This is a genomic window from Bacteroides sp. NSJ-48 (assembly GCF_014287405.1).
GTDB classification, from domain to species: Bacteria; Bacteroidota; Bacteroidia; order Bacteroidales; family Bacteroidaceae; genus Bacteroides; species Bacteroides stercoris.
Genome location: NZ_JACOOD010000020.1, coordinates 1 through 22,423 on the forward strand (window position 1 = coordinate 1; position 22,423 = coordinate 22,423).

The window sequence follows — 22,423 nt, forward strand, 5'->3', positions numbered from 1 at the left end:
AGATAAGCACCGATATTCTTTTCGAATAGTAGCCAATCCTCTGCATGAACAAGTTGGTCCCAATGGAGATAACCACTTAGATGGTTACGGTATTGACGCTCCAATAAATCCCCGTCAACCCCATATAAAACACCTAAGAGCTTGCAACTGATCGGATAGCTATCAATATAGTTCTTTTAAAAAAGACGCAAAATCTTGCGTCATACGAGTACCTTCAGCCACCATACGCCAGTTACGAGAGATATACTCATTATGCTTCTTTAAGAGCCAGCGACGACGACGAATATTAAGGAAGACCTTCTTGCCACGAAGAGGAAAATCCTGAACAATAATAGGATCATAAAAGCCTTTACTCTCAGTATCCTGATCTGTATACTTCTCAGGGACGATATTTTTCTCCTCAAGGTAGATCACAACTTCATTTACGCTTTCCTTCACATCAACAAGATCAAAGTAATCTAAAGTGCCTTCAGGAAGAAGAAGGCGATAACCGTTTAACTCCATAAGCTATGAATTGGGAGACAAAGATAACAATTTATAAATTTACCCCTCAGGTTTTTACATTGACCCTTTGTCTATTCTATGGCACGGGTTTGCCATGCGGATGGCACGGTCTGTAACTATAGGATTCTCTTTTACTTTTTCTTTTGATTTATTCATTCAATATTAGGACATTTCTGATGATTTTTCCTTTCTTTGTACAATATTGATAGATAATTAGGACAAAAAAGCAATGTTTTGCCGTTTTCTTTTGCTACATTTGCAATCGTGTACGTAAACGACGTACCGCTGGCTGTTAATTTTGAAAATTAAAGAAAGGTAATATAATCATGAGAACGAACTATGAGATCCGCTACGCCGCGCATCCGGAAGATGCGAAAAGTTATGATACGAAAAGAATTCGTCGTGATTTCCTTATAGAGAAAGTATTCTCCCCGAACGAAGTGAATATGGTATATTCCATGTACGACCGTATGGTGGTAGGTGGTGCCATGCCGGTGGGTGAGGTGTTGCAACTGGAGGCTATCGACCCGTTGAAAGCCCCTTATTTCCTGACCCGCCGCGAGATGGGTATTTTCAATGTAGGCGGACCGGGCGTGGTCAGAGCCGGCGATGCCGTGTTTGAAATGGATTATAAAGAAGCCCTCTACCTGGGTTCGGGCGACCGTGAAGTTACTTTTGAGAGCAAGGATGAGGCTCATCCGGCCAAGTTCTATTTTAATTCCGTAACGGCTCATCGCAACTATCCCGACAAGAAAGTGACGAAGAGAGATGCAGTAGTGGCTGAGATGGGTTCTTTGGAAGGCTCCAACCACCGTAATATCAACAAGATGCTGGTAAATCAGGTGTTGCCGACCTGTCAATTGCAAATGGGCATGACGGAACTTGCCCCGGGCAGTGTCTGGAATACAATGCCGGCACACGTCCACAGCCGCCGTATGGAAGCTTATTTTTACTTTGAGATTCCGGAAGACCATGCTATCTGCCACTTTATGGGCGAGGTGGACGAAACCCGTCATGTGTGGATGAAGGGCGACCAGGCTGTCCTTTCTCCCGAATGGTCTATCCACTCTGCCGCAGCTACGCACAATTATACCTTTATATGGGGTATGGGCGGCGAGAATCTGGATTACGGCGACCAGGATTTTTCCTTGATTACCGATTTGAAATAACACTATTTTTTCAACCTAAAATAAATAAACATCATGAATCAGTATTTGAATTTTTCTCTGGAAGGTAAAGTAGCCCTCGTAACAGGTGCTTCTTACGGTATCGGTTTTGCCATTGCTTCGGCTTTTGCAGAACAAGGTGCGAAAATCTGTTTCAACGACATCAACCAGGAACTGGTAGACAAAGGTATGGCTGCTTATGCCGAAAAGGGTATCAAGGCACATGGTTATGTATGCGACGTAACCGATGAACCGGCTGTTCAGGCTATGGTGGCTACTATCGAAAAAGAAGTGGGCTCTGTTGATATTCTGGTTAACAACGCAGGTATCATCCGCCGTATCCCTATGCACGAAATGGAAGCTGCCGATTTCCGTCGCGTTATCGATATCGACCTGAATGCTCCGTTCATCGTTTCTAAGGCTGTTCTGCCTGCAATGATGAAGAAGGGTCACGGTAAGATCATCAACATCTGCTCCATGATGTCCGAACTGGGTCGTGAGACTGTATCTGCATACGCTGCCGCTAAGGGTGGTTTGAAGATGCTGACTCGTAACATCTGCTCCGAATACGGTGGATACAACATCCAATGTAATGGTATCGGCCCGGGTTACATCGCTACTCCGCAGACTGCTCCGTTGCGTGAAAAACAAGCTGACGGCAGCCGTCACCCGTTCGATTCATTCATTTGCGCTAAGACTCCGGCCGGTCGTTGGTTGGATCCGCAAGAACTCACAGGTCCTGCTGTGTTCTTGGCATCTGAGGCTTCCAACGCAGTGAACGGACATATTCTGTACGTTGACGGCGGTATCTTGGCTTACATCGGAAAACAACCGAAATAACAGGTAATAAGGTAGTGAGGCGGTAAGTGATAGAGGATATTGCTTTACCGCCTTATTTTTTATAATAAGGTTGCTTTATCACCTGCTGCATTATTGCATTACCATCCTGTTACATTACCACTTTATCACATTATTTATTCACTATGAAGAAACTTCTTTTATTAGGTATGACGGCCTTGTTTTGCTTCGCTTGCAACGACAGCAGGACGGTGACCGTTACGGTAACCAATCCGTTGGCCATGGAGCGCTCCAATGAAATGGTAGAGGTGTCTATGGAAACTGTTACAGACCGCCTGGGCTTGGCGGACACGGCACAGATTGTAGTATTGAATGCCGACGGGCAGCAAGTGCCTTATCAGATTACGTACGACGGCAAGGTTATATTCCCGGCTGCGATAGCTGCTGGCGGCACCGCTACGTACACCATACAGACCGGTACGCCTGAGGCTTTTGATGTAAAGGCCTGCGGCAGATGCTATCCCGAACGTATGGATGATATGGCTTGGGAGAATGATTTGGTGGCTTTCCGCGCTTACGGTCCTGCTTTGCAGGCTAAAGAAGAGCGTGGTTTCGGTTATGACCTGTTTACGAAGTATAACACTACCGAACCGATGCTGGAGGCCATGTACGCCAAAGAACTGAACAAGGAAACGCTTGCCAAGATTGCCGAACTGAAAAAGACCGATCCGAAGGCTGCTGCCGAGTTAAGCCGCGAGCGTTCTTACCACATCGACCACGGTTACGGGATGGACTGCTATGCAGTAGGCCCTACATTGGGAGCCGGTGTAGCCGCGCTGATGGTAAACGATACGATTATCTATCCGTGGTGCTATAAGAACCAGGAGATTTTGGATAACGGCCCGTTACGCTTTACGGTGAAGCTGGAGTTTACTCCGCTGACTGTAAAGGGAGATTCGACCGTGGTAGAAACGCGTCTGATTACACTTGATGCAGGCTCACATTTGAACAAGACTGCCGTATCGTACAGCAATCTGAAAGAAACATTGCCTATCGTTGCAGGCATCGTATTGCATGAACCCGATGGAGCAGTCGTTGCCGATGCTGCTAACGGTTACATTACTTATGTAGACCCTACGACCGGTCCCGATAACGGTAAAATCTTTATGGGTGCTGCGGTTCCCGCTGTTGTCAAAGATGCGAAAACCGTGCTTTTCTCTGAAAAGGAGAAGAAAGAACGCAACAATGCCGACGGTCATGTGCTTGCTGTAAGCGACTACGAACCGGGTTCGGAATATGTATATTATTGGGGATTTGCATGGGATAAGGCAGATATCAAGACTGCCGATGCCTGGAACCGGTATATGGCTGATTTCGCCCAAAAAGTGCGTAATCCGCTGACGGTAAAAGTAAACTAAAAACATTGAGAGTTGAAAGTCAGGCTGCGCAATTGTGCTGCATGAAAACTTTCAACTCTCAACTTTATAACTCTATAATTCTATAACAGTCTGAACTCGTATCCTTCTTCTTTCAGAAATTCTATTGCCCGTGGCAGTGCATATTGCAGGTTGCCGTTGTTCCAGGACTTTAAGGAATCGTGAAATGTGATGATGGAGCCGTTGCGGGCGTATCTCATTACATTGGCAAGCACCTGTGGTCCGCGAAGTTTCTTACTGTAGTCACGGGTTACCAAATCCCACATTATTATCTTATAACGGCGTTTCAGTATCATGTACTGCGTCCATCCCATGTGGCCGTGCGGAGGGCGGAACAGGTCTGTTTTCATTACCTCGTTGGCTTTCTCGGCATTTGCCAGATAATCTTTGAAGTTGTATTCAAATCCTCTGAGATGGTTAAAGGTATGGTTACCGATGCGGTGTCCCCGCTCCACAACCATTTGAAACTCATCAGGGTGCTTACGGATATTGTCACCTACCATAAAGAAGGTGGCTTTTATGTCGTATTTGTCAAGCAAGTCGAGTACCCACGGAGTAACTTCGGGGATAGGCCCGTCATCGAAAGTCAGATAGACGGCTCTCTCGTCCGGGTCCATTCGCCATACGGCGCTGGGATATAACTTACGAACAAACTCGGGTGGCTGTTCTATAAACACGGTTAATCGGTGGTTAACGGTTATTGACTGATGCCGGGCATCCGGTGGCGAATGGGCAGGTTTACCGGCAGGATGTACCTGCGGTAATCCGCTCATTCGTTACCGTGTACCGGCATTATTTTTTTTCCATTTTTTGTAATCTTTCGTATCTTTCCGCATACAAATTGTACAACTCTTCTACCTTCGGAGCGTAGATTTCCGCCAGTTTGGAATTGTATTTCTTCATAATCTTCACTTCAGCATCGAGCACTGCCCAGTGATATTCAAATTCACGGGTAGAGATGGAGAAGCGGTTGTCGTCCATGCTCAGATACCAGGTGAGGTATTCCACGGCTTTGTCGGCAAGGGCTTTCATCATGTCGTCGGCTTTTGTAGAATCGCCCAACTGGTAGTATGCTTCGGCCATCTGTACGGCGCCGTTCTGCCAGTCGTATGGCACGTTGAAGGCGGGAATCATCTTCTCGGCATAGTCCAGTGAGGCTTTAGCCTTATCCTTCTTGCCTTCGCGTATCAACTGCTGTGCAAGCTGGGAGAAGATACGGCGATGCGAGTGACACATGCGCATGGCATTCTCATCAATGTAGATACCCGGTTTGTCGATGCCGCCGAACTTGAACTTGTGCATCAGGTTGTCGTACATCTTTTCGCTGTCGATTTTCACACCCAGCTTGTCGGTATCGAACGGAGTGAAACGGTAGGTGAGACCCTCCTGAATGAAGTGGTTACCCATGTTCAGTTGGTTCTCCGGCCCTACGCTGACTGCGATGTAGATAGGACGCTCCCAATTGGCTTCCGCCAGCATTTCGAGCATCATCAGCTCACTCTTGTAGAGGGCGCGTTTGCCTTTCAGCGAGATGTGCATGTAGTCGGGGATGGAATCGCCCGGTATCATCATTCCGCTGCGGCGTACGGCTTCCTTATCCACTTTCATCACGATGCTGTCGGTAGGAATTACCTTCAGGTCCTCGTTCTTGCTGCGTATCCAGTATTTCAGTATGTTCTTGAGTTCGTAAGGATTCTCGCCGAATTCTTTCTTCACGTTTACCAGTGCTTCGGTGTTGCCGCTCAGGGCCTGTTTCTCTGCTTCGGCATACAGGGCATTGATGCTCTTCTTATATTCGGGACGTACCGGAACATATTCGTTAGTACCTTCTACATACTCCATACGGTCCCACGTGATAGGCAGGGAGGGAGAGTCGTAGGCGGGACGCTTCATCTGGTCGATGTACCAGTCGGTCTGCAGGTAGCTGAGGTTGCAGGTACGGGCGTCGGTACGGAAGCCTTCCGTCTCTTGGTTGTACCACAAGGGGAAGGTATCGTTATCGCCGTTGGTGTATATAATCGGATTACCCGTTTCCTGCAATGACATCAGGTAGTTCTGCCCGAAATCGCGTGCCACATAACGGCCGCTGCGGTCATGGTCGTCCCACGTCTGGCTTGCCATCTGTATGGGAACAAAAAGGCAGGCCACTGAAACGATAGCGGCAGCCGGAAGTTCCTTCATCTTGGCATAATGCTGCAACAGGCGGATAATGCCTGCCACGCCCATACCAATCCAGATGGCGAAAGCATAGAACGAACCTGCGTATGCATAGTCGCGTTCGCGCGGCTGGCTGGGTGTCTGGTTCAGGTAGAGCACAATCGCTATACCGGTCATGAAGAAGAGGAAGAACACTACCCAGAACTGCTGGATACCCTTCTGTCCGCGGTAGGCCTGCCACAACAGGCCGATGATGCCGAGCAGCAACGGCAGGCAGTAGAATACGTTATGCCCTTTGTTCTCTTTCAGTTCTTTCGGCAGCAAGTCCTGATTGCCTACCAGCATATTGTCGATGAACTTGATGCCGGTAATCCAGTTGCCGTGTTCTATTTCTCCGCTACCCTGCAAGTCGTTCTGGCGTCCGGCGAAGTTCCACATGAAATAGCGCCAGTACATCCAGTTGAGCTGGTAGGAGAAGAAGAACTTGATGTTTTCCCACTGCGTAGGCATAGTCACCATAATCATTTCGCCGCATTTGTCGTAGGGTACGTCATATCCCTTGATGTCCTGCCATGCCTGATATTGGTTGGCATGAGCGCTGCTGTACATACGAGGGAAGAGCATATTCTGCGCATACTCGTATTCGATGCGTCCGGGAATTTCGATGTAGCTGTCTTTCTCGTCGTCAGTGGCCTTTTCCTTACGGATGTATTTGGTTCCGTTGTAGGAGATGCGCGGTTCGCAATATCCGTCTTTTACGTCCAGAGCTACCTGTGAGGAGTAAGCCGGACCGTAGAACAGCGGGCGTGTACCGTACTGTTCGCGTCCCAGGTATTCGCCCAGTGTGAAGATGTCTTCCGGAGAATTCTGGTCCATCGGCGTATTGGCGGTGGAGCGGATTACGATAAGCGCGTAGGATGAATATCCGATGACAATCATCATGGTACACAGCAGTGATGTGTTCAGTGTGCGTGCCGATACGCGGTATCTCTCCTTAATCTTCTCCTGCGTGCCCGGTTTGAGATAGAGCCACAGCAGAGCGATGACAATGATGCCGATAACAACGGAGCCGGTTCCGTGCCCGTAGAAGGGAATACCCAGCATGGCTATGGTCAGTATGAACGAGAGCGCCATACGCGACTTGCTCTTTTCATTGTAGCTTTCGTATACACCCCAGATGAGGCAAGCCGCCAGCAAGATGATATATACGATGACACCGCTGTTGAAAGACATCCCGAGCGTGTTGACAAAGAACAGCTCGAACCAGCCGCCCACTTTTACGATGCCCGGAACAATGCCGTACAGCACAACCGCTACCAGCACCATAGATGCGAGAAGTGCTAACAGCGAACCTTTTGCGTTGGCATTGGGCACTTTCTTATAGTAGTATACCAGCACGATAGCCGGAAGACAGAGCAGGTTCAGCAAGTGAACACCGATACTCAATCCGGTGAGATAGGCGATAAGAATCAGCCAGCGGTCGGAATGCGGTTCGTCCGCCACATCTTCCCACTTCAGTATCAGCCAGAATACTACTGCCGTGAACAGTGAGGAGAAGGCGTATACCTCGCCCTCTACAGCGCTGAACCAGAACGTATCACTGAATGTGTATGCCAATGCACCTACCAGGCCGCTGCCCATGACAGTAATCAGTTGCCCTTTGGTGATGTTGTTTTCATCGCTTACCACCAGTTTGCGTACCAGGTGTGTGATGCTCCAGAACAGGAACAGGATACAGGCGGCACTCATCAGCGCACTCATATAGTTTACCATTTTGGCAACGGTGCTCGGGTCGGAAGCGAATTGTGAGAAAAGGTTGGCCACTAACATGAAAAAGGGTGCGCCGGGCGGGTGGCCTACTTCCAGCTTATAACCGGTAGTGATGAACTCCGGGCAGTCCCAAAAACTTGCAGTCGGCTCAATGGTCATGCAATAAACCGTTGCTGCAATGATAAAGGTAATCCAACCCATCAGGTTGTTTACGGTTTTGTACTGTTTCATTCGGATGAAATTCGTTATGGTTTTATTTTAATTTCGGCATATATGGGCGCAAAGATAATGATTTCAGTTCTAAATAAGTGACAATAAGGCGGATTATTAGGATTGGTTTAGAGATATAGGGGGAATTTTATAGAAAAAGGGAGAGGCTGCTCAAAACTCCTGAGCTTTCCGCGCAAAAGACCGGGACTTTCGGGGTAAAACTCCCGGACTTTTCGTGCAAAACTCCTGGCCTTTTGAAGAAAATGCCTCGTCTTTTGTCTGAAAACTCCCGGACTTTCTACTGCTAAATCTTTGTCGGGTGTAAACTATGCAAGACCGCTGAGGAAGCTAAACTGTTAAGGGAGAATATCATTACTGGCTTTCGTGTCCAATATGAGAGAAATACAGTCAGAGAGGAAATAGGGCAAAATCAATTATGGAGTGTAACCGTTAATGATGATGTTCCCCCAATACCCGGTGCGGCAATGTTCCATGTCCCAGCAGTTCTATGGGGCAGTTGAAATTGCGTTCCAGCCATTCGCCGGTAATGCCGGTATCGGGGTGGTAGTCCAGTGTTTCGTTGACACAGGCAATGGATTTCACCTGCTGCAATACCGTACCTATGTCGTGGCTGACGAGTATGATGGCGCAATCTTTGTTGATTTCGGCTAACAATTGGTATAGGCGTGCTTCAAATCGCTTGTCGATATAGGTACTGGGTTCATCGAGGATTACCACTTCGGGATCGGAAATAATGGCGCGTCCCAGCAAGGCGCGTTGAAGCTGTCCGCCGCTCAATGCACCGATAGCCCGTTCTTCCAGTCCTTCCAGTCCCATGCGTACAATGACTTGATGTGCCTTTTCTTTATGTTCTTTCGTAAAACGCGAAATAAGTGACTTCTTGCTGCTGAGCCCTGACAGAATCACCTCTTCGACGGTGATAGGAAACTTGCGGTCTATACTGTTGTATTGAGGCAGATAGCCCATGGTGAGCTGTAAGTTGCCTGCCGTGCGGGAAGAGGTGAAAGATATTTCACCGGAAAGCGGTTTGAGCAATCCTAAAATACATTTGATAAGAGTGGTCTTGCCACCTCCGTTCGGACCGATGATACCCAGAAAATCCCGGTCGTAAACGGTGAGGTTTACATCGCGAAGTACTGTACGGCCGTCGTATCCGGCATTGAGGTTTTTGATTTCAATAATAGGTTTCATTGCTTCATTCTTGGTTCTTCATTGGGTTCAGCGCTTGGGCTATATTCAGCATTTCCGTTTCCCAATCGTAAGATAAGGGATTGATGTCAACGACCCGGGTTCCGGTTTGTTGGGCGATGAGTTTGGCATTGCGGCGGTCAAATTCCGGCTGTACGAAGATGACATGTACATTTTCGCTGTTGCAGGTATCAATCAAGGCTTTCAGATGTGCAGGAGACGGTTCTTTGCCACCGGCTTCGATGGGAATCTGATGCAATCCGTAGTCGCGGGCGAAATAAGAGAGTGCCGGGTGGTAAATCATAAAGGCATGGTCTGCGCCGGGGGTCGCCAGCGTTTGCCGTATGAGGCTGTCGGTATGTTCTATCTTCCGGCAAAGAGTATTATAGCGTTCCAGATAAAAATCTTCGTTGCCTTTGTCGATATTACGTAGGGCGTTTAAGATATTGCCTGCGATGATTTGGGCGTTGACGGCCGAGTTCCATATATGGGGCTCCACGCCGATGGCGTGTTGGTGTTCTTCTTTGTTGGTTGCGTGATGATGAACATGCGTGTCGTCATAAATCAGATCCACACCTTGCGACATATCGAAGAATTGCAGGTGAGGAGCGTTGTCTGTCAGCTTGTCAGTCCAAGTCTGCTCGAAACCGATATAGCCGATGCGGAAGTAAGCCTTACTGCGTGCAAGCTCTACGAGCTGTTGAGGCGTAGGGTCATAGGTTTCCGGACTTGTGCCCTTGGGAACCATGCTGACTACCGTAAAGCGGTCGCCGGCAATGGCTTCGGTGAAGTACCGCAGAGGCTCGAGGGTAACGGTGATAACCGGTTTTCCTTCGCTCCTTTTGTTGGTTTTGCTTCCGGGTTTGCAGGAAGCTATCAGTATCGTTGCAAGTAGTAGAAAGTATATCTTTTTCATTTATTCTATCTATGGTTTTTTGTATATGTGGCTCTGTGGGGCCGTTACTTTGTTTGTTTTTTGTGTATGGCTCATTCCTTTGTTTTGGATGCCCGCAGTATTTCGCGTTTGCCACCCGGCGGACCGGGAAGACGCTCTACCCTAAATCCGATGGCTTGCAAAAGCCTGCGGATAACGCCTTTTGCACAATATGTGGTCAGTATGCCGTTGTTGTTCATGGCGGCATATATGTGCCGGAAAAGCTCTTCGCTCCACATTTCCGGCTGTTTTTCGGGAGCAAAGGCATCGAAATAAACAAGGTCGAAATAGTGATTAGTGGTTAGCGATGAGTGATGAACAGGTAATCTGTCATTCATCGCTGACTGCTTGTCGCTCATCACTTTATTTACGTCTCCTTGTATCTTGTGTAACGTGAAGTACGGTGTAATGTTCACGTCTTTGTGCCAGGGTGCCGTGTGTAATTCCTTAAACAGGGGATTGTCGCTATAATGTAAAACATCCACCTCTTCCCATGACAGAGGATAAAGTTCGATGCCGGTATAGTGAACCGGCCTTTGCTCCAGTCCGGCTGTTTCCAGTGTGAGCAGAGCGTTCAACCCCGTGCCGAAGCCTATTTCAAGGATATGCGGCAAGGTAGCGGCGGAGGCTTTCAGTCCCATGTCGATGAAAATATGTTGCGATTCTGTGCGCGCCCCTTTTACCGAGTGATAATGCTCATTCAACTCCGGCACAAACAATGTGGTGCTTCCGTCTTCCGTCTGTTCTATAATCCGTTCCATACCCGCTAATCACTAAATATTAATTACCAACCGCTAAACACTCATCACCGACAAAGCGCCTTGAAGAGCCGATAACATAACGATGTACCGTATCAGTTTTCCTGTAAACATGGAAAGGGAAGTCAGCATTACGTTGCTGCGCATAAATCCCAGTGCTATGGCAATGGCTTCTCCTATAAAGGGCAGAAAGGCAAAGAAAGCCATGAGCGCTCCTTTACCTTGCAGGAAACGCTGCATTTTGTCTATTTTTTCTTGCTTCACTTTGAAATATTTTTCTATCCAGTCTGCCTTGCCGAGATGCCCCATGTAATAGCAGGTCATACCGCCCATTGTGTTTCCCAGTGTGGCGGCAAGAACACAGATGGCAGGGTTCAAGCCTACTTTGACGAGTGCCAGCATCACCAGCTCGGAACTGAACGGAATGATGCTTCCCGCCAATAAGGCCGAGATAAAGAGCCCTGCATATCCCCAGTCTATCAGGAGTTGTATGAGTGTATCTATAAAAGCGTCCATAAATTGAATCCGAATAAAGTAAATAATCCGACCAGCATAATGATGAAGAACAGGTTGGAACTCCGGCTGTTGGTCAGTACGAATAAGTGTCCTATCAAAATACTGGTGCCGATTAGTAGCAGAGAGAACAGATGGGGATACAGAGCGGGTTGCAGTCCTATATAGATGAAAATACAGAAGTTCAGGAATATCAGGAAGTGCAGATAGCTGCGCGTACGTATCTTGTCCTCATATCCGGCTACTAAACAATGGCTTGAACTGACCATATATAAAAGGAGTATATACCCGATTGTCGCCAATTCCCAAGGCCGGAAACCAAATAGGATAGAGCGGAAATTCACCAGTTCCAGGAATGGCTGGTAGAATAAATCCATGTGTCCGGATAGATAGGCATAGCCCAATAGAAACCAATAAGGTACGCTCCAGCCAATAAGCGAAGCGAAAAAACTCTTGGGATGCAGGGACTGGAAGCTATACGCGCCTATCCAAAATACAGGAACAAAGAATATCAGTTGCGGAAAAAGCAGACTCCCCATTCCTATAAATACGAATGTGTGAAACAGATAGCTTGCAGGCTTGGATTGCTGATAGCTCTTGAACAGGAAATACAGAGCAATGAGAAAAGTGACCGCTACCAAATCTCCTGCATACAGTATGTGCATGGTAGGGCAGACGGAAATCAGCAGGAAATAAATGGCTGTCTGTACTGAGGCCCGCATGCGGATGATGGCAAAGGCGTTGTTCAGCCCGATAAGAAAATATCCTATGACGGAGTACAGGATGAAGCTGAAAAGACGAGTGCCCCACGTTGGGATACATGAGCTATAGAATATGTCCCATAGGGGGTAATTGCCTTTCCGTATCTCCAAATCGGGCAACAGAATAGCGCTCAGTATCCAGCAGGCTACTGATATAAGGATGGCGGCGGGAAGCGTAAATCGTCCCGCCGTAACCCGATTTTGGAATCTTTGGCTTCTCATTGACTGTTAAAGGTCGAATCCGATATCGCGACGGAAGTATTTGCCTTCAAAACTTAACATGTCGGCCACTTTATAACTCTTTTTCAAAGCCTCTTCTTTTGTCTCTCCATAGGAGCAGACAGCTATGACGCGTCCGCCGTTGGTGACGATATGCCCGTCTTTTACGGCGGTACCGGCATGGAACAGAATGCTGTCCGTGGTTGCTGCCAAATCAAAGCCGCTCATGGGATAGCCTTTCTGATACGTTTCGGGATACCCGCCGCTGACCAGCATTACGCAGGCAGCCGTGCGCGGGTCGAGTTCCATTGCCTTGGTATCGAGGTTTACCTTGTGCACGCCTTCGAAAAGCTCTACAATGTCGCTCTTGATGCGCAACATGACACTTTCGGTTTCCGGGTCGCCCATACGTACATTGTATTCGATAACCATAGGCTCGTTCTGTACATTGATAAGTCCCAGGAAAATGAAACCTTTGTACAGAATGCCTTCTTCGCGCAGCCCGTTGATGGTAGGCTCTATGATGCGTTTGCGCACCTTTTCCATAAATACCTCATCGGCAAACGGAACGGGTGTTACGCTACCCATACCGCCGGTGTTCAATCCCTTATCACCTTCTCCGATACGTTTATAGTCTTTGGCTACAGGCAGTACCTTATAGTGCTCACCATCGCTCAGGACAAATACCGAGCACTCTATCCCGCTGAGGAATTCTTCGATAACCACTGTTGCACTGGCATCGCCGAACATACCGCTGAGCATCTCCTTCAGCTCTTTCCGGGCTTCTTCCAGAGTCGGAAGAATCAGCACGCCTTTACCGGCGCACAGGCCATCGGCTTTCAGAACGTAGGGAGCGGTGAGCGTTTCGAGAAAAGCAAGTCCTTCTTCGAGTGTTGCAGCAGTCACGCTTTTATAGCGGGCGGTAGGGATGTGATGGCGCAGCATGAATTCCTTGGCAAATTCTTTGCTGCCTTCCAATTGCGCACCTTTTGCAGAAGGACCGATGACGGCAATGTGCCGTGTAGCGGCATCCTCTTTGAAGAAGTCGAAAATACCTTGTACCAACGGGTCTTCGGGACCCACTACAATCATGTCAATCTTATGTTCAAGGGCAAAAACCTTGAGGGTGGGGAAGTCCGTAGCTTTGATGGCTACGTTTTCGCCCACTGCGCTTGTTCCCGCATTACCGGGAGCGATATACAGTTTCTCTATTTTGGGGCTTTGTGCAATTTTCCAAGCCAAAGCGTGTTCACGGCCACCTGAGCCAAGCAATAATACTTTCATTTTATGGATACGTTTAATTGTTTACTGTTGAAAATGTGTCCGGTTTATAAATAATCCTCGAAATATCGGGTTATCTTTTCGTGCAGATGTACGCGGTCGCGTCCCAAAACGTTGTGTTTATGTCCGGGATAGATAAACAGATCGGGATAGGTGCGTGCATCCACGCATGCCTTCATGAAAGAAAGCGTATGCTGGGGTACGCAAGTGTCGTCGTGGTCATCGTGGATAATGAGCAGATGTCCTTTCAGTTGCCCTGCGAGGTTCTTCAAGTCGCACTGTTCATAACCTTCGGGGTTTGTCTGCGGGGTGTCCATATAGCGCTCGCCATACATTATCTCATAATATTTCCAGTCGATGACCGGTCCGCCGGCCACGCCTACTTTGAAAATCTCCGGATAGCGCAGCATGAGTGCGGTAGTCATGTGTCCGCCGAAACTCCAGCCGTGAACGCCGATGCGGTTGCTGTCTATGTAAGGCAGGCTTTTCAGGTAGTCCACTCCTTTTACCTGGTCTTTGCCCTCTTCAATACCTAAGTGTCTGAAGGTGACGTTTTCGAACTCCAGCCCCCGGTTACTGCTACCGCGGTTGTCGAGCGTGAACATGATATAACCCTTATTGGCCATATAGATGTCCCAGCCGCGTGCGTCATTCATCCAGCCGTTGGTAATCATCTGGGCATGAGGACCGCCATATACATAGACGATTGCAGGATATTTCTTATTCGGGTCGAAGTCGGCGGGCTTTACAAGGCGGTAATATAAGTCGGTCTTGCCGTCGGCAGCCTTTATTGTACCGGTTTCTATGGCAGGCATGATAAAGCCTTCATAAGGATTCTTCGCAGTGAGCAAAGAGACGCTTTTCTTGTTTTGGGTATTGGTTATCTCTATTTTGCGGGGAGTATCCGGAGTTGAATACCGGTCGATAATATAATTGCCCGAAGCGGAAAGTATCCCGTTGTGTACTCCCTTGCTGTTGTCCAATGGAGTACGTTTGCCGGTATTGATATTGACCTTGTACAGGTTACTTTGTAAAGGAGATACTTCCGTAGAAGCGATGATAACTTCTTTCTTTCTGGCATTGAATCCTAAAATGTTCTGTACCAGCCACTCCCCTTTTGTCAGTTGCTTGATGAGCTTGCCGTCCGTATTGTAGAGATACAGGTGGTTGTAGCCGTCTTTCTGGCTCTGGTAGATAAATTGAGTATGATCCCAAGGCAGGAACAGGATGGGTTGTTGAGGCTCCACATATTTGGGATGCGTTTCTTCGATAAGCGTGGACATCAGTTCGCCGGTCTCGCTGCTGTATCGGCAAAGTTTTGCATGATTCTGGTCACGGTTCAGCTCTATGAGATAAAGACTCTTTCCGTCGGGTGCCCAACTGATATTGGTGAAATAACGGTTGGTAGGATCGCCGGTATTCAAGTAAACGGTTTTTTGAGTGTCCGGATTATAGATACCTACGGTTACCTGATGGCTGAGCATCCCTGCCATCGGATAACGTATCTTGTCCACCAGTGCTATTCTGGGAGTAATATCCACCAGCGGATAGGGAGTTACCATGCTTTCGTTCATGCAGTAAAAGGCCAGCAGGTTTCCTTGAGGACTCCAGAAGGTGCCCTTGCCGATTCCGAATTCATTGCGGTGTACGCTCTGCCCGCATACAATTCCTTCGGGTTCTTCGGTTACGGCTTTGTTGTCCACGAAGAGGTTATTCTTAACGGTATAGGCTATGTGTCCGCCTTCCGGGGTATAATCAATGTTTGCACCGTTTCTTTCTCCGGCCTGCGGCAGACCTTTGACGAATTCATCTTTCTCGAAATCATAAACGATGTATCTCGCAGGCAATTTGATAAGCATATACGGTTTGTTCGGCCATGGAAACTCGGTATTGTAGAAATGCTGTACTTTATTTCCCTTATGGCCGGGTGTTACGGTTGTTTCCGTAGGAGTTATCAGTGAGTTGAGTACTTTATTTACCTTTTCCCGGGTCGTGAGCAATGTCTCCTTCCCGTTTTTGGGATTGACGGCAAACAAAGAGTCGATGCCGGGTTTTATACATACGTCACCCCACCACTGCAAACCCGGCAGGTTCTCAGCGATACGATAGGTTGCGCCACCGGGAAGAAGGTCTTCCAGAGTGGGCATTTTCAAGTTTTGTGCCATAAGCTCCATTGAAGATAAAGCAGGTGTTGCCAGTAGCAATACCATGATTGCCTTACCGATTCTCTTTATGTTCATAGCTTTTAATTTTAACGGTTTCAGTCGTTATTCCGTTCGTTGTTCCGTTTCCGAAACTCTCCCGGTTTACGTTCTTTATTAAATTCTCGCTCTCTGTCAAATTCTCGCTTCGGTTTCCATTCTCCGTCTGCCGGTTTTCTGTATTCACGAGGCTTGAACTCCCGTTTATCATCCGATTTGAATTCTCTTCTCTCTCTCGGCTTGAATTCCCTTTTCTCTCCGGATTTAAACTCTCTTCTTTCTCCGGTCTTGAATTCTCTTTTTTCTCTTGCAGCGTAAGGTCTGTACTCTTTATTACCCTCTTCGCTTTCCTGCTTTTTGAATTCTTTGTATTTTCCGTCGAAGATTTCGTATTTACGGAACTCACATTCCAAAGCGCCGTTGAACAGAGGTATCTTGGCAGTAGGTTTCAATCCGATTTGATCGAAGCATTCTTCACGATAAGAAAGTATCCACGCGGTGTTGCCTGTAAACGCGTGTTTCAGCCGTTCGCCAATCATGGAGTATAAGCCCAGCAGGTCGTTGGTAGATATACGCTCTCCATAAGGCGGGTTGGTAATGATAACAGCCTTTTCCTTAGGTTGCTCAAACTGTTGGAAAGGTTGCAACTTCAGCGTTACGTCTTTGGATACGCCTGCTGCCTTGATGTTATGGGTTGCAATTTCGTTGGCTTTCGGGTTGTTGTCGTATCCGTATATCTTATGAGCGAATTCACGTTCCTGGCTGTCATCGTTATAAATTTTATCGAACAGCTCCTGGTCGAAATCAATCCATTTTTCAAAAGCAAACTCCTTACGGAATACGCCCGGTGCGATATTCCTGGCTATCAAGGCAGCTTCGATGGGGATTGTTCCCGAGCCGCACATCGGGTCTATCAGGTCACATTCTCCATGCCAACCGCTCATTAATATCATGCCGGCTGCCAAAACCTCATTCAGAGGAGCTTCCACGGCTTCCTGACGATAACCGCGGCGGTGCAGAGACTCGCCGGATGAATCGAGAGAAAGAGTGCATTTGGTTTCTGCAATGTGAATGTTCAATAATACATCCGGCTTGCTGATGCGTACAGACGGGCGTTTGTCGTATGCATCCCGGAAATAGTCCACAATGGCATCCTTCACTTTGTAGGAAACAAATTTGGAATGGCGGAATTCCTCGCTGAACACAACTGCGTCTACGGCGAAAGTTTTATCTATATCCAGATAATCTTCCCAGTGGATTGCCTTGATCTGTTCATACACCTCATCGGCATTTTTCGCTACAAACTGTTTGATAGGTTTCAGGATGCGGATAGCAGTCCGCAGGCAGAAATTCGCCTTGTACATCATTTCCTTGTCGCCGCGGAATGATACCATACGACGTCCTATCTGTATCTCGTCTGCACCCAAAGAGGTCAGTTCCTGTGCCAATGTTTCTTCCAGTCCCTGGAAAGTTTTGGCAATCATTTCGAATGATTGTTCGCTCATCTACTTATTTATGATTTATAATTTATGATTTATTCCGGTATGATTTCATTTTTACTATTACGCATATGGTATGGATTATAATTCTGAAATCATAAAATCTCTTACTTTTTTGCTTTGGTTTGTACTATTCTTGCGCCTGCGGGCACATCTTCCGTTACCCAGATGTTGCCGCCTACGGTAGCGTCTTTTCCGATGGTGATACGCCCTAATATGGTGGCATTGGAATAGACAATGACATTGTCTTCCAGTATGGGATGGCGGGGTATGCCTTTGATGGGTTTACCGTCCTGGTCCAGCGGGAAACTTTTGGCTCCGAGGGTTACACCCTGGTATAGTTTTACGTTCTTGCCGATGATACAAGTCTCGCCGATTACCACACCTGTACCGTGGTCTATCGTGAAATAACCGCCTATGGCAGCTCCCGGATGAATATCGATACCGGTTTCGCTATGGGCCATTTCGGTGATGATACGCGGAATGAGAGGCACGCCGAGTACCAACAGTTCGTGTGCTATGCGGTAATTGCTGATAGCGCGTATGGCCGGATAGCAACTGATAACCTCGCCAAACGAATGTGCGGCAGGGTCGCCGTTGTAAGCGGCTTCAACATCCGTAGCCAGTATGCGACGCAGTTCAGGTAAATGGCTGATGAACCGGGCGGCAATTGATGCGGCCTCCTCACGTTGAAGTTCGGTACAGCAACTGCATTCGTCATCACTGCCGAAACAGAGTCCTGCCAATATTTGCTCGGTCAGCAGGTCGAACAGTCTTTCTACATTGACTCCGATATGGTAAGTTACCGTACGGCTGTTGACCGTTGAATTTCCAAAATATCCGGGGAAGATAATGGCACGTGCAAGTTCGATAATATCGCACAATGCCTTAGCTGAAGGCAATGGATTGCCGTCCGTGTGCTGGTGAAACAGTCCTTTGTAGGATTCGCTTTCCGATAGCTCATCGACTGCCTGTGTCAGGATGTGAGTAAAATTAAGTGGACTCATTATGATATCCTTTATTAATAAAGTGGCTACAAAGGTATAAAATACTCACCAATTTTCCTACATATCCCTCATTTATAGTATGGATTTACCACATTTATGGTATTTTGAATGAACGGACTCCGCCGTACTTTTGTCTTATTAATAATTCACTGTAAGATATGAAAAAAATAGCACAACGTCTGACTGATTTAGTTGGCAATACTCCTTTGTTGGAGTTGAACAATTATGGTAAAAACAAGAACTTGAAAGCTCGTGTCATCGTCAAACTGGAATACTTTAATCCTGCGGGCAGCGTAAAGGACCGTGTTGCGCTGGCTATGATAGAAGATGCGGAAACGAAAGGACTGTTGAAGCCCGGTGCAACGGTTATTGAGCCGACCAGTGGGAATACCGGGGTAGGGCTTGCCTTTGTGGCAGCTTCCAAAGGCTATAAATTGATTTTGACTATGCCGGATACCATGAGTACGGAACGTCGCAATCTGCTGAAAGCCCTTGGTGCGGAACTTGTTTTGACGCCCGGTGCAGACGGTATGAAAGGTGCTATAGCCCGTGCCGAAGAGTTGCAGGCAAGCACTCCCAGTTCACTGATTCTGCAGCAGTTTAATAATCGGGCTAACCCTGCCGTTCATGAGCGCACTACCGGACAGGAAATCTGGCAGGATACGGACGGGAAGGTCGATATATTCGTGGCCGGTGTGGGGACCGGCGGAACGGTGAGCGGCGTGGGTGCGGCTTTGAAGAAACATAACTCCCGGATACAAGTGGTAGCCGTAGAACCGGAAGATTCTCCGGTATTGTCAGGCGGAAAACCGGGCCCGCATAAGATTCAGGGTATCGGTGCAGGTTTTGTTCCGAAAAACTATAATAGTGCCGTGGTAGACGGAATTTTGCAGGTGTCCAATGATGATGCTATCCGTACCGGGCGGGAACTGGCGAAATACGAAGGCCTGTTGGTGGGGATTTCTTCGGGAGCGGCTGTCAGTGCTGCAACCCAGTTGGCGCAGTTGCCGGAGAATGAGGGTAAAAACATAGTAGTGTTGCTCCCTGATACGGGAGAACGCTATTTGTCGACGCTGTTGTATGCCTTTGAGGAATATCCCTTATGATGAGTTATGTGCTCAGTCCTATACAGAGACTACCTATGTGACTGAAGTACTTTGAGTATAGGACTGGGATACCTTGAATATGCAGGTTAGTGGCAATCAAACTTCGGGCAAAGTTTTTTGTAGAGATTATTTCAATTCACTCGGCCTCAGCCCGAACGATTTGCAGCTTATTTCATCTACTTTCACTTCCCATATTTTCACATTGCGTACAGCCGGTTCGGCGTAGCTACATGCATTGTCCGTATATTGCTTCATAAGCAGGTCGAGTATCCGTCGCTTTTCATCCATATCTTCTATGAAACGCACTTTGCCTTTACAGATAACGCTGCGGGATTTCATGCTGTAACTGCAAGCTATCTGTTTATGCATATACACCAGTTCGTGCCCTTCACAGAAGGTGATGCAGACCTGCGGATGCCGTGCCACCATTTCTACTTTACTTCCTTCGGGGCCCGAATGCAGATAAATAGTATCATTTTCCCAGGCAAAGTTCATAGGTATTACATACGGATTACCCTCTCCGTCGATAATCCCGACCGTACAATAAGGGCATTTACGGATGATATCTTCTATTTGCGAGCGGTCTGTAATAGTAATTGTCTTCATGTATGTGTAGGTAAGCTTTTGTAACTGACAATGATAATTCCGCCTATTCAACCAGTGCAAAGTCCAACTGCTTTTTCTCCAGGTTGGCGCGTGCCACCTTGATGGTGATAGCGTCGCCGAGGCTGTATGTGCGTTTCTTCCGTCGTCCGCGCAGGCAATAATTCTTTTCGTCGAATTCGTAGTAATCATCATCGAGGTCGCGGATAGGTATCATTCCTTCACATTTATTCTCGTTCAGCTCAACGTACAGTCCCCATTCGGTAACACCGGAAATAACGCCGTCGTAAGTCTGTCCCAGGCGTTCCGTCATGTATTCCACCTGTTTGTACTTGATAGAGGCGCGTTCCGCATTGGCAGCTATCTGTTCCATGCTGCTGGAATGCTCGCAGAGGGCTTCGTATTTCTGTTCGGAAACGCTTCGTCCGCCTAAATCCAGGTATTTGGTCAGCAACCGGTGCACCAGCATGTCCGGATAGCGTCGGATGGGCGAAGTGAAATGGGTGTAATAATCGAATGCCAATCCGTAGTGACCGATGTTGTGCACGGAATAGCGTGCTTTCTGCATGGCACGGATGGATACGGTTTCAATAAGGTTCTCCTCTTTCTTTCCCTGAATATCATCCAGCAGATGGTTGATGGATTTGGATACATCCGTTTTGGTTCCGCCGGTGCGCAGTTTGTAGCCGAAGCGGGCGATGAACTGTGCCAGATTATCCAGTTTTTCCGGGTCCGGAAGGTCGTGAATACGATAGGGGAATACTTTCGGCTTTTTGTTTTTGGGTACACGTCCTATTTTTTCCGCCACAGTACGGTTGGCGAGTAGCATGAACTCTTCTACCAGTTTGTTGGCGTCTTTGGATTCCTTGAAATATACGCTGACAGGCTTGCCCTGCTCGTCAATCTCAAATTTCACCTCATAGCGGTCGAAGTTGATGGCGCCGGCGGTAAACCGTTTTTCACGCAATATCTTGGCAAGCGAGTCCAGTTTGAGGATTTCTTCCTTAAAGTCTCCCTCTTTGGTTTCGATAATCTGCTGTGCCTCTTCGTAGGTGAAGCGGCGGTCGGACTTGATAACCGTATGCACAATGCGCGAGTTCTTCACTTCTCCCTTGTCCGTCATCTCGAAGATGGCAGAGTAGGCCAGTTTCTCTTCATCGGGGCGCAGGGAACAGATGAAGTTACACAACCGTTCGGGCAGCATCGGGATGGTGCGGTCTACGAGGTAAACGGATGTGGCGCGTTTCTCGGCTTCTTTGTCGATGATGCTGCCTTCCGTTACGTAGTGCGTCACGTCGGCAATGTGTACGCCCACTTCCCAAAGATTGTCCTTCAGTTTGCGGATGGACAAGGCATCGTCAAAGTCCTTAGCGTCTTTGGGGTCTATGGTAAAGGTGGTTACATTGCGGAAATCCTCACGTTTGGCATATTCTTCTGCGGGAATTTCGGCAGGTATCCTGTCTGCGGCTTTTTCCACGGATGCGGGGTAAACATACGGCAATCCGAATTCGGCCAGGATGGCGTGCATCTCGGTGGTGTTATCTCCGGCTTTCCCCAGAATGTCGATAACCTGACCGATAGGATTCTTTGCCTTGTCAGGCCATTCCACCACTTTGACGATGGCCTTGTCGCCTGTCTTTCCACCTTTCAGTTTCTCTTTGGGGATAAAGATATCATTGGCCAGCGTGCGGTTTTCCGTAACAAGGAAAGCATATGATTTGGCAACTTCCAATGTTCCTACGAAGGTATCGTTGGCGCGTTCCAGTATCTCGATGACTTCGCCTTCGGCTTCGCGTCCGCGGCGTTTGGCATAAAAGGCGATACGCACTTTATCGCCCGTCATGGCGTGTGCCGAGTTCCGTTCGGCAATGAAGATGGGGTCGCCGCCTCCTTCGGGTATGAATGAGTTCTTTCCGTTGCTCTTGCGTTGGAAAGTGCCGGTCATCTCCACACCATGATTGTTCAGTTTGTATTTATGCTTGTCCACTTCGGTGATGTAATCGTCATCCGACAGTTCGGACAGTATATCCATACACAGCATTTTCAGCGGGTGTGTAGTGAGATGCAGTTGTTCGAAAATGTATTTCAGGGACAGTACTTCGTCTTGTTTTACGTGGAAGAAGTCCAATAGTGCTTTGACGAGCTCTTTCTTCTTCATTCGCTTGCCGGCTTTTTTCTCTTTCTTTTCCTTTTTTGTCTTAGCCATAATCTGATGTCTTTTTATCTTTCTTGCAAAGTAAACAAATAAATGTATTCACTCGTTCACTCCGGCTTCAAAATCTTTCTGTCTT

At 47.8% G+C, this 22,423-nt stretch carries 18 protein-coding genes and 1 pseudogene; 4 read left to right on the plus strand and 15 right to left on the minus strand.

What is annotated here, in order from left to right:
* Both H8S52_RS10940 and H8S52_RS10945 read right to left on the minus strand, forming a co-directional pair.
* Nucleotides 1–104 (minus strand): annotated as a pseudogene (locus H8S52_RS10940) (DDE transposase); the annotation flags it as partial.
* 58 nt (nucleotides 105–162) lie between these two features.
* Nucleotides 163–504: a hypothetical protein gene (locus H8S52_RS10945; RefSeq protein ID WP_151878731.1), complete on the minus strand. Its 342-nt coding sequence runs from the start codon at nucleotides 502–504 to the stop codon at nucleotides 163–165.
* A gap of 326 nt (nucleotides 505–830) precedes the next feature.
* Between H8S52_RS10945 and kduI the strand changes: the two genes are divergently transcribed.
* The 3 genes from kduI (at nucleotide 831) to H8S52_RS10960 (ending at nucleotide 3,886) form a co-directional block, all read left to right on the plus strand.
* A complete protein-coding gene (gene kduI / locus H8S52_RS10950; RefSeq protein WP_005655670.1) occupies nucleotides 831–1,673 on the plus strand; it encodes a 5-dehydro-4-deoxy-D-glucuronate isomerase in 843 nt (280 codons plus the stop codon).
* A gap of 33 nt (nucleotides 1,674–1,706) precedes the next feature.
* A complete protein-coding gene (locus tag H8S52_RS10955) occupies nucleotides 1,707–2,510 on the plus strand; it encodes a gluconate 5-dehydrogenase (RefSeq protein WP_005655668.1) in 804 nt (267 codons plus the stop codon).
* A 143-nt stretch (nucleotides 2,511–2,653) separates the two neighbouring features.
* Nucleotides 2,654–3,886: a DUF4861 domain-containing protein gene (locus H8S52_RS10960; protein ID WP_186909820.1), complete on the plus strand. Its 1,233-nt coding sequence runs from the start codon at nucleotides 2,654–2,656 to the stop codon at nucleotides 3,884–3,886.
* Nucleotides 3,887–3,966: 80 nt separating this feature from the next.
* Here H8S52_RS10960 and H8S52_RS10965 read toward each other — a convergent pair whose 3' ends face one another.
* From H8S52_RS10965 to H8S52_RS11015, 11 genes are all read right to left on the minus strand, one after another.
* Nucleotides 3,967–4,581, minus strand: a complete 615-nt coding sequence (locus tag H8S52_RS10965; RefSeq protein ID WP_117667069.1) for a polysaccharide deacetylase family protein — start codon at nucleotides 4,579–4,581, stop codon at nucleotides 3,967–3,969.
* A 115-nt stretch (nucleotides 4,582–4,696) separates the two neighbouring features.
* Nucleotides 4,697–8,062 carry a DUF2723 domain-containing protein gene (locus H8S52_RS10970; RefSeq protein ID WP_186909821.1) on the minus strand — a complete coding sequence of 1,122 codons (3,366 nt, stop codon included), beginning with the start codon at nucleotides 8,060–8,062 and terminating at the stop codon, nucleotides 4,697–4,699.
* 429 nt (nucleotides 8,063–8,491) lie between these two features.
* Entirely contained in the window at nucleotides 8,492–9,253 is a 762-nt protein-coding gene (locus H8S52_RS10975) for a metal ABC transporter ATP-binding protein (RefSeq protein ID WP_005655658.1), read from the minus strand.
* A 4-nt stretch (nucleotides 9,254–9,257) separates the two neighbouring features.
* Nucleotides 9,258–10,166, minus strand: coding sequence for a metal ABC transporter solute-binding protein, Zn/Mn family (locus tag H8S52_RS10980; RefSeq protein ID WP_186909822.1), 909 nt, complete (start codon nucleotides 10,164–10,166; stop codon nucleotides 9,258–9,260).
* 71 nt (nucleotides 10,167–10,237) lie between these two features.
* Nucleotides 10,238–10,945, minus strand: a complete 708-nt coding sequence (gene mnmD, locus H8S52_RS10985; protein ID WP_117941563.1) for a tRNA (5-methylaminomethyl-2-thiouridine)(34)-methyltransferase MnmD — start codon at nucleotides 10,943–10,945, stop codon at nucleotides 10,238–10,240.
* A 33-nt stretch (nucleotides 10,946–10,978) separates the two neighbouring features.
* Nucleotides 10,979–11,458 carry a YqaA family protein gene (locus H8S52_RS10990; RefSeq protein WP_186909823.1) on the minus strand — a complete coding sequence of 160 codons (480 nt, stop codon included), beginning with the start codon at nucleotides 11,456–11,458 and terminating at the stop codon, nucleotides 10,979–10,981.
* Nucleotides 11,443–12,438, minus strand: coding sequence for a hypothetical protein (locus H8S52_RS10995; protein WP_186909824.1), 996 nt, complete (start codon nucleotides 12,436–12,438; stop codon nucleotides 11,443–11,445). The genes H8S52_RS10990 and H8S52_RS10995 overlap by 16 nt, the downstream gene beginning before the upstream one ends.
* A 6-nt stretch (nucleotides 12,439–12,444) precedes the next feature.
* Nucleotides 12,445–13,719 (minus strand): phosphoribosylamine--glycine ligase, encoded by a 1,275-nt coding sequence (purD, locus tag H8S52_RS11000; RefSeq protein ID WP_186909825.1) that lies wholly within the window; start codon nucleotides 13,717–13,719, stop codon nucleotides 12,445–12,447.
* Between the two features lie 44 nt (nucleotides 13,720–13,763).
* Complete coding sequence (locus tag H8S52_RS11005) at nucleotides 13,764–15,956, minus strand: S9 family peptidase (RefSeq protein WP_186909826.1); 2,193 nt, start codon at nucleotides 15,954–15,956, stop codon at nucleotides 13,764–13,766.
* A gap of 20 nt (nucleotides 15,957–15,976) precedes the next feature.
* Nucleotides 15,977–17,422: a class I SAM-dependent RNA methyltransferase gene (locus H8S52_RS11010; protein WP_005655642.1), complete on the minus strand. Its 1,446-nt coding sequence runs from the start codon at nucleotides 17,420–17,422 to the stop codon at nucleotides 15,977–15,979.
* A 101-nt stretch (nucleotides 17,423–17,523) separates the two neighbouring features.
* On the minus strand, nucleotides 17,524–18,423 hold the full coding sequence (locus H8S52_RS11015; RefSeq protein WP_005655640.1) for a serine O-acetyltransferase: 900 nt from the start codon (nucleotides 18,421–18,423) through the stop codon (nucleotides 17,524–17,526).
* A 158-nt stretch (nucleotides 18,424–18,581) separates the two neighbouring features.
* Here H8S52_RS11015 and cysK point away from each other — a divergent pair, with 158 nt between their 5' ends.
* Nucleotides 18,582–19,529, plus strand: coding sequence for a cysteine synthase A (gene cysK, locus H8S52_RS11020; RefSeq protein WP_117667057.1), 948 nt, complete (start codon nucleotides 18,582–18,584; stop codon nucleotides 19,527–19,529).
* Nucleotides 19,530–19,655: 126 nt separating this feature from the next.
* Here the strand turns inward: cysK and H8S52_RS11025 are convergent, their stop codons facing one another.
* Together H8S52_RS11025 and rnr are read right to left on the minus strand one after the other, a co-directional pair.
* On the minus strand, nucleotides 19,656–20,135 hold the full coding sequence (locus H8S52_RS11025; RefSeq protein ID WP_022104258.1) for a pyridoxamine 5'-phosphate oxidase family protein: 480 nt from the start codon (nucleotides 20,133–20,135) through the stop codon (nucleotides 19,656–19,658).
* Nucleotides 20,136–20,178: 43 nt separating this feature from the next.
* Nucleotides 20,179–22,338 (minus strand): ribonuclease R, encoded by a 2,160-nt coding sequence (gene rnr, locus H8S52_RS11030; RefSeq protein ID WP_117941561.1) that lies wholly within the window; start codon nucleotides 22,336–22,338, stop codon nucleotides 20,179–20,181.
* Nucleotides 22,339–22,423 lie beyond the last annotated feature (85 nt).

Coding starts and splice junctions, on each gene's coding strand:
- H8S52_RS10955 (WP_005655668.1), top strand. CDS start 1,707: ATGAATCAGTATTTGAATTTTTCTCTGGAAGGTAAAGTAGCCCTCGTA.
- H8S52_RS10990 (WP_186909823.1), bottom strand. CDS start 11,458: ATGGACGCTTTTATAGATACACTCATACAACTCCTGATAGACTGGGGA.
- H8S52_RS10980 (WP_186909822.1), bottom strand. CDS start 10,166: ATGAAAAAGATATACTTTCTACTACTTGCAACGATACTGATAGCTTCC.
- H8S52_RS10945 (WP_151878731.1), bottom strand. CDS start 504: ATGGAGTTAAACGGTTATCGCCTTCTTCTTCCTGAAGGCACTTTAGAT.
- kduI (WP_005655670.1), top strand. CDS start 831: ATGAGAACGAACTATGAGATCCGCTACGCCGCGCATCCGGAAGATGCG.
- cysK (WP_117667057.1), top strand. CDS start 18,582: ATGAAAAAAATAGCACAACGTCTGACTGATTTAGTTGGCAATACTCCT.
- H8S52_RS10975 (WP_005655658.1), bottom strand. CDS start 9,253: ATGAAACCTATTATTGAAATCAAAAACCTCAATGCCGGATACGACGGC.
- H8S52_RS11025 (WP_022104258.1), bottom strand. CDS start 20,135: ATGAAGACAATTACTATTACAGACCGCTCGCAAATAGAAGATATCATC.
- H8S52_RS10970 (WP_186909821.1), bottom strand. CDS start 8,062: ATGAAACAGTACAAAACCGTAAACAACCTGATGGGTTGGATTACCTTT.
- H8S52_RS11015 (WP_005655640.1), bottom strand. CDS start 18,423: ATGAGTCCACTTAATTTTACTCACATCCTGACACAGGCAGTCGATGAG.
- H8S52_RS11010 (WP_005655642.1), bottom strand. CDS start 17,422: ATGAGCGAACAATCATTCGAAATGATTGCCAAAACTTTCCAGGGACTG.
- rnr (WP_117941561.1), bottom strand. CDS start 22,338: ATGGCTAAGACAAAAAAGGAAAAGAAAGAGAAAAAAGCCGGCAAGCGA.
- H8S52_RS10960 (WP_186909820.1), top strand. CDS start 2,654: ATGAAGAAACTTCTTTTATTAGGTATGACGGCCTTGTTTTGCTTCGCT.
- mnmD (WP_117941563.1), bottom strand. CDS start 10,945: ATGGAACGGATTATAGAACAGACGGAAGACGGAAGCACCACATTGTTT.
- purD (WP_186909825.1), bottom strand. CDS start 13,719: ATGAAAGTATTATTGCTTGGCTCAGGTGGCCGTGAACACGCTTTGGCT.
- H8S52_RS11005 (WP_186909826.1), bottom strand. CDS start 15,956: ATGAACATAAAGAGAATCGGTAAGGCAATCATGGTATTGCTACTGGCA.
- H8S52_RS10995 (WP_186909824.1), bottom strand. CDS start 12,438: ATGAGAAGCCAAAGATTCCAAAATCGGGTTACGGCGGGACGATTTACG.